Genomic DNA, 11,251 nt, shown 5'->3' with positions numbered 1-11,251 from the left:
GTAGTTGATGCGTCAGATCCAAATATGATTCAAATGATTCGTACTACGCAAAATGTTCTAGCTGAAATTGGTGTTAAAAATACCCCAATGATTACGGCTTACAATAAAGCAGATAAGTCTGAACGTCATTATCCGCAAATTGAAGGCAGCGGAATTTTATATTCAGCTATTGATCCAGAATCAATTAAATTGCTGGCCAATTTAATTACTAAACGAGTTTTTGCCAATTACCAACAAGTTAACTTGCTCTTGCCGTTATCGGCTGGCAAGCCGCTGGCCGACTTGCACGAAAATGCTCAAATTATTGCCGAGAATTATCGCGCAGACGGTGTTCATATTACCGCCAGACTAGCACCAGAAAAACAGCAACAGTTTCAAAATTACATAATCTAACTAAAAAAGGCTTTATTCTCAATTACTGCAAACAGTCATAATTAAGAAATAAAGTCTTTTTGTTTTTATATTTAACTAGTTAAAAATAGACTGCTCATTATCGTCAGTCTTTTTTATTTATTATTGAATTACACGCTTAGCAATGCACGGATAAAAGTAAGAACTAAGCGTTTGTAACACTACTCCCGTATCTGGTGTTGAGGCGTGGATATATTGATTATTGCCAATATAAATACCAACATGATACGGTGCATCAACTGAGCCCCAGTATAATAGGTCACCTGGCTGTAACTGATCCATGGCAACGGTCGTTCCAACCTTAACTTGATCAGTTGTCACACGTGGTAATTGAACACCTGCAACCTTGTTATAAATTGACTGGACCAGGCCCGAGCAATCATAATTATCAGGGCCATTACCACCCCAGGCATAACCTTTGCCCAATTGTGACTTAGCCAAATTAACAACTGCTTGCGCACGTTGAGCTGCACTACCTGTTGCGGCTGGGACTGTTGCAGTTGGCAACTTGCTTGGAGCCGGTTTTGGTGTCTTGTTATTACTGGTGGCACTGACTGGCTTAGGCGTTTCCTGCTTATTCGGTTTTGGTTTTGCGGCCTGAGCCTGATTCATTGGTTGCTTCTTTTGCTTTTTAGCTTTCTTGGCCTTTTTCTTTGGCTTTGCGGCTATCTGTTCGGTTGCAGCCTGATTAGCTGATTCTTCATCATCCAAATCCTCGGTATAGCGCGCTTCGATCCATTCGTTGTCGCCAATTTTATACCAAAGTTTACCCTTTTTATCGACTGCAGTTTCAGCAACATTCCACTTGCTCTTATTTTTAGCACGGAAATTAATCAGCTGGCCGCCTTGATAATTTGTCCAAATTTTTACCTCTTTACCAGGTAAATAGTTTATTTGAACACGTTTGACCGGAGCTTTTAGTGTTGCCGCATCTACCGTTTTTTGTGGTGCCACCACGGCAACGCCCGTTAACGTGAGAGCTGCCGCAAGACCCATTTTCAAAAAATTACGCTTCATCAAATTCAATCTCCTTTTGGTAGCTAGATGTGGTCATTAATTAGTACTCCACTTTATTTTAGACGCTTAAATTTATTTATCAAGTTACATCCATTAAAATAGGAATAAAAAAACACCTAGATAAATTTCTAAGTGCTTTTGCTTTAGTTATTTAATATTTTCTGCAACTAGTTGAGAACACGTTTGGCAACTGAAGGATAAAAATATGAACTAATACTGTCTTTAACAACACCTTGTGCAGGAGTTGCAGCATGAACATATTGATTATCTCCCACGTAAATGCCTACATGATAAGGAGAAGATGAAGAACCCCAGAACAATAAATCACCTGGTTTTAAGTTCTTAAGGGAAACAGTCTTTCCTTGTTTAATTTGTGAGTAAGTAGTGCGGGAAATTTCCTTACCGGCAGCCTTGCTGAAGACATATTGTGCTAAACCTGAGCAGTCAAATCCATTAGGCGTATTACCACCCCATGCATAAGCCTTGCCGACTTCTGCGTTAGCCAAATTAACAACTTTAGCAGCTTGTTTTGAAGAAGATGTAACATTTTTGCCGACCATACCTGCTTGGCTTGCTTTTTTAGCAACATTGTCATCATTTGCATCTACCGTGTAACGGGCCTGAATCCATTGATTTTCACCAATTTCATACCAAGTTTTGCCCTTTGCATCAATTGCTGAACTGATAACATCAACAACTTCACCATGCTTAATTCTATTTCCTGTGAAGCTAGGATTATTATAATTGTCCCAAATGTTGATACCATAGCCAGGAACATAATTAATTTTAACTTTAGTAGTTGCAGCTGCAACTTGGTGAGCCGTGGAATTTGAATTAGTAGCGTTTGCAACCCCTAAGCCAGTAATGGTTAAAGCAGCTGCAGCAGTAAATTTTACCAAATTACTCTTAATCTTCAAAATCAAATTCCTCCCGTGTTACATCTTCAATAGTATTTACACATTTTTTATCTCATGATCTCTACATCACAAGTTTAATTTTACTCGTGTTATATTACAAAAATGTTACAGAAGTGATACCAGAAAATAAAAAAAAGCCCTTCCAGAACCGGCGTTTCTATATGGGACCTCTTAATGACTGTTTTACATGTAAAAAGAAAATTAGTTGAGTTTAAGTAGAGAATAATTATTCAAGCACGCGCTTAGCGGCTGAAGGATAAAAGTAAGTACTGATTGATTGTTTTAACACACCTTGATCGGGAGTTGCGGCGTGAACATATTGATTACCACCGACATAAATACCAACGTGATATGGAGATGTAGCTGATCCCCAGAAAAGAAGATCACCCTTTTTCAATTTCTTCATTGAAACTCTTTTACCAAGTGTAACTTGTGAAAAAGTAGTACGTGGTAAAACTGTTCCACCCGCTGTTTTATAAACATATTGAACCAAGCCAGAGCAATCAAAAGCCGAAGGACCATTTGCACCATAAACGTAACCTTTGCCTACTTGCTTTTTAGCTAACTTAACAACAGCATTACGCTTCTTGGTTACTGAACTGGCATCAACATCAGTTGTAGTAGCTGCTGTAACTGTGGTTACAGTGGCAGCGCCAGTAAAAAATAATGATATAAATGCAACTAACTTGATTAAACTATGTCTGTGTCTCAAAACTAATCTCTTTCTCCTTATCAATATTTCTTTTTACTTTGACGAGCACAATTTTTTGATTGCACTCAATTTGTACCTGACAATCTATATAGTACTCATCAAATGTTACACATTCATGTCAAATGAGCTACAAAACGTTAAGAATTTTTTTAAAAACACAGTCCAACCAGTAATAATGTTTAAGCGCTTAACAAACTACTTACGATATCATCAAGCTTTTTCTCGGTTTCATTCCAACTATCATTCACTATAATATGTGCATCTGCCTTCAGTTTTTCTGGTAAAGTATTCAATTCGCTGCCACTCAAGCGCTCCGCAATCTTGGCGGGATCATCCCCTCTTTTTATCAGCCGATCCTTAAGCTCTTTTTTCGAACTAGTCGTTACATATAAGAAATATACCTGCTGATTGATGGCTTTTAGATAAGAAGCTGCACCCTTGATATCAACAATTAATGACACTAACTGGTGCTTTTCCCACGCTTCTTCCAGTGCCTCTTTACTTGAGCCATACTGATAAGAACCATATTTGACATGCTCAAAGAAATGCAGCTTGTTAAAACTGGCATCACTTTCAAAATGGTAAGAGGTGTCTGGACTTTCTCCTTGGCGGATTGGTCTAGTAGTATGGGTCAAAACCCGCGGAATGTTGAACTTTTTGGTTAAATATTCAGAAATTGTTGTCTTACCAGCACCACTGGGGCCAGCAATTAAAATTAATTTTTGCAAAATCCAGGCTTCCTTTACTTGAAAACAGTTTACTTTTATAATAATATCTTTCTATTATAATTAAACACGGGGAAGAGAGGAAGTAAAAAACTAACCATGAAGAAAACTGAAGTAAAAATAGATGACATTCTTAGCGCAAAATCAGAAGAAGAACTTACTAAACCATTTCTAGGTAAAGTAGAAAAAATTTACGAAAATTCTGCCCTGTTGAAGATCATTGACTTTGATGAAGCTGATGAAACAGCTGTTAGCGACTTAAATAAAAAAATTGTTGTTAACTTCAAGAACTTGAAGGCCGCACCTAAACGTAAGATTAAGGAAATTCAAGCTAAGGCTAAAAGTGATGTCAAAGTAGAAAAAATTGCCAAAGCAAAAAAGACCACTGATGACGCTGACAAAGAATCCAAGTAAAAAGATATTTTTTAAAAAGCAGTGAATAAAATTCACCGCTCTTTTTTTTTGCTTGGTTTTTGCCTAAAATTAAACTAATATCAATAATCATTAATGGAGAAAACAAGTGAAAGAAAAAGCAAGAACCATCTTATTCTGGTTTATTTTAATTCAACCTTTTTTAGACTTATATTGGTTTTATCATGGTACCCTGGCAACTATTTTGCCATTTACATTACCAACTATTATTCGCATTTTAATAGTTGGTGTCCTGATTTGTCTCTTTTTCAGCCAGAAACAGTCCTGGAAAAAATTGACAACCAAAAAATGGCTGCTAGTTTATTTAGTCTTATTAACCATCTATTCAGCGCTACACTTAATTCATGTTCGCAATTTTACGAGTGTTAATCCCACTAACTACGGCTACTCAAGTAGTGGTGAACTTTTTTACTTAATTCGGATGGTTTTACCGTTAATCGTTCTCTTTTTAACTACTGAGCTCGATTTTGGTGAAAAACAGTTGCGCCAGGTAATTGAAGGCGTCTCTGGATTGTTTTCGGGGACAATTGTCGTGTCCAACCTATTTGTAATTTCACTCAAATCTTACGAAACGGGAACAATCAGTGCTAATATTTTTGCTTGGTTTTTTAATCCGAATATTGGCTACTCGCACATGGCTTCCAAGGGCTTTTTCAACTTTACCAATATGATTTCGGCCGTTTTATTCATGCTTGTACCGCTAATGGTCTATTATTTATTCACTAACTTTAACTGGTTAACTATTACTCTTAATGTTGTCCAAGCATTGGCAATGATTGAAATAGGAACAAAAGTTGCCGCAATTGGCCTTTTAGGCGGCATCTTTATTAGTTTAGTACTATTTATTTTCCATAAATACGTGATTAAAGACGTGCAAAAAGGTGGCTGGCCGTTTTTGGTAGCCAGCTTAATTATGCTGGGTTCACTAGCAATTCTACCTTTTGGGCCAGCTATTCAGCGCTATAATTACGAAATTTATTTAGCCAAGCAATCTGATCACGACTTGAGTTCAGAAAAGCGGGAGTTAGCAGCGGGACTGAAGAAATATCCTACTGGTAAAAAGCGGGAAGACTTCTTACGTGCTTTTATTAAGCAAAACTACCAGGCTTACGCCTTAAATCCCAAATTTGTTTTTCACAGTTACCCATATCAATACGATCCTGAATTTTGGTTAAAAATTATTAATCAGCCCGGGCAAGTCCGCATGGAGAACCGCTATCTTGAAAAGGCAATGCTTAACCAGGTGGTCAAAACTAACAATAATCGGCTGGATAAATATTTCGGCATTTCGTATACACGCGAAAACAATATTTTTAACTTAGAGCGTGATTTCTCGGCACAAATTTATTCACTTGGCTTCATTGGAATGATCTTGTTTGTGGGACCTTATCTTGCCACAATTTTATACGGGGCTTATAAGTGGCTACGTTTTAAATCTGCCCGAACCTACTTAGTCAGTTCGCTTCTTGCCTCCAGTTGTTTTATCCTATTGGCAGCTTTTTCATCTGGCAATGTCATCGACTTTTTAACTGCAAGCTTGATTCTCGCCTTTATTCAAGGCAACTTATTAATTCAGGTACGAAAACCGCAAGAAGTTAATAGTGTAGTTAAAAATGGCAACAAAAAAAGATTGCTCTAGATACACCAAAAACTCTATTTGCTTTACTTTGAGTTTTTTAATCTATGTATAAACTCTGGAGCTAATCTTTTAAAATTATCTTTTAAATAGTCAAAGTAAAATATCTACTTTTACTTCATCGTTTCAGCTAGTGCCTTAAACCATAAGGCACTTTTTTTAATGTAGCGTTTCTGCGTTTTAAAGTCCACATAAAAGAGACCGTAACGTTTGTTATAACCATTGGCCCAGGAAAATTGATCCTGTAAAGACCAGACAAAGTAGCCTTGCACATTTACACCTTCTTTGCGAGCCTTAAGGAGTGCTGCAACGTGCTGATCAATAAAATCTATTCTTGGTTCATCATCAATTATGTTATCTGCGCTACTAAAATGGTCTTTATAGCCTAAACCATTTTCAGTAATATAAATTGTCTTACAGTTAGGGTAATCATGACTGACTCTTTTTAGAATATCATACAAGCCTTCTGGATAAATATTCCAATCCCAATCAGTTGTCGGCACGCCTTCTTTTTTAACAGTTTCACCAACACCCTTAAACTTAAAAGAAGACGTCCCCTTATTGCCTGTACCATTAAAATGATTTTCACTTTCACCTTGATAAGCTTTAATAAATTGATTCTGATAATAATTAAGGCCAAAGAAATCATTTTGTGTTGCTGCTTCGGACAAGATATCTAAATCGCCATCTTCAATCTTAAGGTGCGCATTGTTTAAACGGAGAATTTCATTGATTGACTGCATCGTATCATCAGAATAATAACCTAGAAATGTTCCATCTAATAAAAACTTGTTTATAAATGCGTCTTCTAACTTAGCAGCGTGTTTATCCTTTTCATTATTGGAAATTGGGTAAACGGGTTGCAAGACGTGAATTAAACCTATCCGACCAGGCAAACCCAATCTTTTATATAGATTAACAACACGCGCATGTGCTAGCAGTTCATTATGTTGAGCCTGAATTGCACTCGACACGTCAAAATGATGGTTAGGAGGAAAAGTACCAGCGATATATTGGGAATATGCTAGGGAGATCAGTTCATTTATCGTGAACCAATTTTTGATTTCTGAAAATTCTTTAAAACAAAATTCCGCATATTTAACAAAATAGTCAATATTCTTACGATTTAACCAGTCGCCATCATCAAACAGAGTTTTGGGGCTATCGAAGTGGTGCAGGCTGACGTACGGCTCAATGCCATTGTCTAAACATTCTTTGAATAAATTATGATAGTACTCAACACCCTTTTGGTTAACTTTGCCAAAACCCTGAGGAAAAATTCTGGTCCAAGCAATTGAAACACGAATAGCATTTAAACCATACTTTTTGGCTAGACCAATATCTTCTGGGTAACGGTGGTAAAAATCACTAGCAGGATCTGGTGAAAACCTACCCTGTTTTTCAAGATAATCATCCCACATTGTTTTGCCTTTACCATCAATTTTAGTACTGCCTTCCACTTGATAAGCGGCAGTAGCTCCACCCCATACAAAGTTTTTGGGTAAACTTTTTACTCTCTTTAATATACTCATTTTAACAATTCTCCTTAATCAGAAATATTGGCAATAATAAGATCTAGGCATTTGTCAGCATGTTGTGTCATGTCAATGTACTGTTTGCCAGTAGTCGTTAACATTTTGGTATTACTTTTATCGCATTCTTTTTGTAGCTCATCTTTCATCGCATTCATTTGTGGTGCCAGAATAACGATATCCATACCTGCTAGCAGATCATGATGTGCACCAAACGAAGCAGCAGCAACAGAGAGTGGCAATTTGTTCTCAGTAGCTAATTTATTTAAGGCCTTAGCCAAAATACCACTCGTTCCGCCACCTGCACATAAAACTAAAACATTTAGCGCCTTGCCATCTTTAGTTGCAGAAAGAGGAATCTTACTTGCATCTTCTTTGGAGCTGGTATCCTCATTGCTACTTTGAACAGAATGACTATCTTCATTCTTTACGTTCAATTTACCTGCACTCTTAGCCTCTTCTGCACATTTTTGCGTGTCGTAGGCTTTGAAAAAAGGATAATACATAATTGTATCAACTACTAAAAGTAAAATTGCTAGAATAATTGAACCAACAGAAAATCCCGTCCCCATAATCAGACCAAGGGTACCTGGTGTTGTCCAAGGCAAATTGTAAATAAAACCTGGCATATGAAATAGATCAACAAAAATCTTAAATAGCCATACATTAGCTATTGGCGTCAAAATAAATGGGATAAAGAAGACCGGATTTAAAATCAACGGGGCGCCAAATAAAATTGGTTCATTAACGCCAAATAATACGGGAACAGAAGCTGCACGGCCAACTGCCTTTAATTCCTTTGACTTTGACCAAAATGCAAACATTAATGTAATTACTAATGTCGCGCTTGTACCGCCAAGAGTTGCAACGAAATATTGTGTTCCTTGAGCTAAAATCCTGTTAGCACCGGCAATATTGCCTGCTTTCCAAGCTGATAAATTAAGTTCAACATTACTTAAATAAATTGCAGTAACTGCTGGTTCAACAATTGACGGACCTTGAATTCCAATAAACCAGAAAAAGGCCATTGCACCATAAACAATTGCTAAGCCCAAATAGCCATCTGCCGCAGTAAACAACGGGGATAGTATTTGAATAATCCAGGCCGCTAAGTTCGTTCCGGTTGCAGCGCGAAAAGCTAACGAAAAGCCCCAAAATAAGAAGGTACTTATTGCAAATGGAATGATATTTTTGAAGGCGCCAGCAATGTTTTGAGGTACTGCATCAGGTAGCTTGATCGTAATATTATGTTTAAAGCATTGGTAATAAATATTAGGAACAATAAAGGCTACTAAAAAGGCACATATGAGTCCCTTAGTCCCAATCATTGCCACCGCAAAATAAAGATTATTCAGTTTGTCAACCATCGTGTCAACAGCGACTAATATAAATGAAACTTGCGCGGTAAATTGGACACCAACAGTTGGAATTTGACCGGTTTTTGGCAAATTTAAGTTAAAAGAATCGGTCAAGGCCTTGGCAACTGAAGAAGAAGCCATAAGTGCTAAAACTCCCATCGACATGTTATAAAACATATTTAATGCATTTGCGACCTTTGTAGGCCAAGCAAAGTGCCATATTAATGGAACATTGGCAATTAATAAAAAAATACTTGAGAAGATGATTATTGGCATTAATGCTATAAAACCATCTCTAACAGCACGTAAATATTTGTTAGCAGCAACTTTTTGAAAAAAAGGCTGTGCTTTTTCAATTTGCTTAATTACAGCATTCATCATAAAACTTCTTTCTGAATCAGTACTATTGCTATTCCTTATTTTTTTGTCTCCCAAGTTGGTTGTTGATATCATTGTATTTTTGATACAAATCAACAAAATATTTAATTTCGTCACGCAAAAGCATTGTTGTCATTAAGGTGTCTTGCCCATGTGACATAATAAAGGTCGTTTCCATTTCCTCGCCGCTTGCTTCTGCACTCATTAATTTTGTTTGCGAATTATGGGCATCATTTAAAGAGACATCAGCACTTTTGATTAACTCCTTTGCCTTTTCATAATTACCATTTTTCGCTTCATCTAAAGCATTAATTAAAGCAGTTTTAGCATCACCTGCATATGCAACAATTTCAAACCCTGCCATTGATATTTCTTTTTTTGATACCATTTTTTCTCCTTAAAATTACTGTTCTAAAATTTGATGGATGTGAATAACAAAATATGTCTCTTCTGCTTCTGACAATTGGCAATTAAACTCGGCTTTGAACTTTTGAAATATTTCTTGGGTTATCTTAAATGACTTTGGATAAGCCATAATCAAGTCAGTTTGAATTTTCTTGTCAATGGTTTCTTTTCTTACAGGGGGATGCCGAATACGATTAGACAGATACTGAATATGAATTAGTAAGCGCCGAAAACTATTTTTGTTTCTGGCATTTTGATATATGTTGTTATCATCAAGCACATTCATCACAATGCTGATCATCTTTGAATTATTAGATATACGTCGTTTTTTTTTACTTTTCTGAGGTATACCGGTAGGAATCTTACTGTTAATAAAATGTAAGGCTAAACTTCTAATTTCAGATTTAGGAAAACAAACACCTAATCTATGGTTAATGATATTTAGTGCTGCGGATGAGATCCGATATTCCAAGGGATATTCTTTGGCAAAATTAGGAATTCGATTTTCCTGATATTCATTATTCTTAAGCAGACTGTAAGCTCCATTAATATGTTCGCTTAAAGTTAAGTAAATGGAGTCATATACATGAAATTTATAATCCTTCTTGGCTTTATCAATGATTGAAAAAACAACCGCAACAATTTCAACCGGAATATTACGAAACAAGTAGTCAAAAGACTCCTTATCTTTTTTACTATTTAAATAAAATATTTTTTGAATTTTACTAGTGTCTATGTTTTTACTTTTCCCCTGACTAAAACCCACACCGTTGCCAAAAACGATTGCTTCCTTTCCCTGCTCAGTAACAACTAAAACACTGTTATTATTAAAAATTTTTTTAAGGCGCATTACTTAACTCCTTTTTTAAACAAAAAAAACTACCAGCAATGACCAGTTAAACTACAATTCGTAATTTAACTGATATTGCTAGTAGTTTCGCCTAATTTAATAGTAACAACCCACTTATTTAATTATCTACTTACAAACATAGCACATATCGCTATATTTGTAAACGCTTCATTTTAAGCTTATTTTTCTTTGATGAACGAAGCATCTGGAATTCGAATTAAATAATATTGCGTAGCTGTGTGACCGGCATGCAAGCCAAGCCCGTTTTGCCAAACCTTTTTATACGTCGCCGTATAAGTTGCAACATAAGCACGCTGATATTTACGGTCCATTTTCTTAAGCTGGCTCTTTTGGTATGGTATCCGCGAAGCATTTAAGTCTAACGGACTTTTACCATATGCCACTGTAGCAAAGTCACTCGAAACTTGCGCCTTGCGTCCAGCACGATAATAGGTATAAGTTTGCGTACTAATTTTTTTCTTCTTTGAATTAATCGTCACATAACTTGAATTACCCGAACCCGTATTCATTACTAACGGTTGATACGTAATTTTTGAACTAATCACGCTTTTATCTTCTAAGTCCGGGTTATCGAGCATTGTCTTATTAAAGAGCCAAATAATGCCGACTAAAAAAACTGCTACTTCGAGCAGATCAATCAAAAAATTAGTCCAGCTAAACTTCTGGTGCTTCTTAATAATCATCGTAATCCGCCGCTTACGAATATTTTGAATAATAAAAATGAAATATAAAATGGCAATAACCCACAATAAGATGCCCAGTAGATTCCAGCTAAACATAACTTCCTCCTGTAATAGTCTTCATTATATTGTAAAAAGCCCTGCTTGAATAGTGCAAAAAAGGTTAATTGCTTATTA

11 protein-coding genes and 1 pseudogene are annotated in these 11,251 nt (G+C 36.3%); 3 read left to right on the top strand and 9 right to left on the bottom strand.

All coding sequences use genetic code 11. The annotated features are described in order from the left end of the window. Positions 1–393 (top strand): annotated as a pseudogene (locus J3U69_RS09685) (GTPase HflX); the annotation flags it as partial. Between the two features lie 120 nt (positions 394–513). Here the strand turns inward: J3U69_RS09685 and J3U69_RS09680 are convergent. From J3U69_RS09680 to J3U69_RS09665, 4 genes are all read right to left on the bottom strand, one after another. Next, positions 514–1,428: a C40 family peptidase gene (locus J3U69_RS09680; protein ID WP_267410116.1), complete on the bottom strand. Its 915-nt coding sequence runs from the start codon at positions 1,426–1,428 to the stop codon at positions 514–516. 167 nt (positions 1,429–1,595) lie between these two features. Beyond that, complete coding sequence (locus J3U69_RS09675; protein WP_267413911.1) at positions 1,596–2,345, bottom strand: C40 family peptidase; 750 nt, start codon at positions 2,343–2,345, stop codon at positions 1,596–1,598. A 226-nt stretch (positions 2,346–2,571) separates the two neighbouring features. Next, entirely contained in the window at positions 2,572–3,057 is a 486-nt protein-coding gene (locus tag J3U69_RS09670) for a C40 family peptidase (RefSeq protein WP_103752942.1), read from the bottom strand. A 179-nt stretch (positions 3,058–3,236) separates the two neighbouring features. Beyond that, positions 3,237–3,785 (bottom strand): guanylate kinase, encoded by a 549-nt coding sequence (locus tag J3U69_RS09665; protein ID WP_267413910.1) that lies wholly within the window; start codon positions 3,783–3,785, stop codon positions 3,237–3,239. Between the two features lie 96 nt (positions 3,786–3,881). On the opposite strand from J3U69_RS09665, the gene J3U69_RS09660 reads away from it, so the two are divergent. Then, positions 3,882–4,196, top strand: coding sequence for a DUF2187 domain-containing protein (locus J3U69_RS09660; protein WP_267413909.1), 315 nt, complete (start codon positions 3,882–3,884; stop codon positions 4,194–4,196). Positions 4,197–4,302: 106 nt separating this feature from the next. Next, a complete protein-coding gene (locus J3U69_RS09655; protein WP_267413908.1) occupies positions 4,303–5,853 on the top strand; it encodes an O-antigen ligase family protein in 1,551 nt (516 codons plus the stop codon). Positions 5,854–5,963: 110 nt separating this feature from the next. On the opposite strand, the gene lacG is transcribed toward J3U69_RS09655, so the two are convergent. The 5 genes from lacG to J3U69_RS09630 form a co-directional block, all read right to left on the bottom strand. Further along, positions 5,964–7,382 (bottom strand): 6-phospho-beta-galactosidase, encoded by a 1,419-nt coding sequence (gene lacG / locus J3U69_RS09650; RefSeq protein ID WP_220234829.1) that lies wholly within the window; start codon positions 7,380–7,382, stop codon positions 5,964–5,966. 14 nt (positions 7,383–7,396) lie between these two features. After that, on the bottom strand, positions 7,397–9,118 hold the full coding sequence (locus J3U69_RS09645; protein ID WP_267413914.1) for a PTS lactose transporter subunit IIBC: 1,722 nt from the start codon (positions 9,116–9,118) through the stop codon (positions 7,397–7,399). Positions 9,119–9,149: 31 nt separating this feature from the next. Continuing rightward, positions 9,150–9,506 (bottom strand): PTS lactose/cellobiose transporter subunit IIA, encoded by a 357-nt coding sequence (locus tag J3U69_RS09640; RefSeq protein WP_267413907.1) that lies wholly within the window; start codon positions 9,504–9,506, stop codon positions 9,150–9,152. Between the two features lie 15 nt (positions 9,507–9,521). Then, positions 9,522–10,373 carry a PRD domain-containing protein gene (locus J3U69_RS09635; protein ID WP_267413906.1) on the bottom strand — a complete coding sequence of 284 codons (852 nt, stop codon included), beginning with the start codon at positions 10,371–10,373 and terminating at the stop codon, positions 9,522–9,524. 179 nt (positions 10,374–10,552) lie between these two features. Beyond that, on the bottom strand, positions 10,553–11,173 hold the full coding sequence (locus tag J3U69_RS09630; RefSeq protein ID WP_220234832.1) for an LVIS_2131 family protein: 621 nt from the start codon (positions 11,171–11,173) through the stop codon (positions 10,553–10,555). Positions 11,174–11,251: the final 78 nt, after the last annotated feature.

Origin of the sequence: Lactobacillus sp. B4026, assembly GCF_026535825.1 — a bacterium.
GTDB classification, from domain to species: Bacteria; Bacillota; Bacilli; order Lactobacillales; family Lactobacillaceae; genus Lactobacillus; species Lactobacillus panisapium.
This window is presented reverse-complemented; position numbering and strand designations above follow the sequence as displayed.